1 protein-coding gene is annotated in these 477 nt (G+C 54.9%); it reads right to left on the bottom strand.

The annotated features are described in order from the left end of the window. Positions 1-206: 206 nt before the first annotated feature. The coding region (locus AX708_RS21060; RefSeq protein WP_233999610.1) for a hypothetical protein at positions 207-477 on the bottom strand (271 nt) is incomplete at its 5' end.

Here is a 477-nt window from a genome sequence, read left to right as displayed (position 1 = left end):
ACCGGATTTGTTCGCCCTTAGCGTGCAGATACGTCACTTTCGTGTAGTCACCCCTTTGCCGTGATTTCCAGCGGATGACTTTGGGCAGCGTCTCGGGCTTCGCCCGCCGCCCGGAAAAGGGGTCGGTTCCGGCTGAGGGCGAAATGACACCCTAAGGGAATAGCTGTCCTTGCCGTCGCCGCGGCTGCCATTGATCACAAACTGCGTCACTCTCGATGGATAGAACATTCCGTCAGCCACCTTGCAGGCATGACGTTGACCGCTGCCCTCAAAGGTATGCGATAGAAGTTCATCGTTCGATAGCTCCATGCATATGGCACGCAGTGCTTCATGACGGCGGTATGCAGGAAGAACTGAAATTCTTCCGGGGCATGCCGGACCGATTCTAAAAACGAGTGTTGGGTTTGCCGGTCAGCACCGAACTCGAGACTGTTTAAAATTTTGTGCTCGGCCGTGGTAACTGCTTTCAGAGGAGAC

The organism is Erythrobacter sp. CCH5-A1 (assembly GCF_001557115.1).
Lineage (GTDB): Bacteria > Pseudomonadota > Alphaproteobacteria > Sphingomonadales > Sphingomonadaceae > Erythrobacter.
The sequence above is the reverse complement of the archived record's forward strand: the minus strand, read 5'-3'. Positions and strand labels throughout refer to the sequence as shown.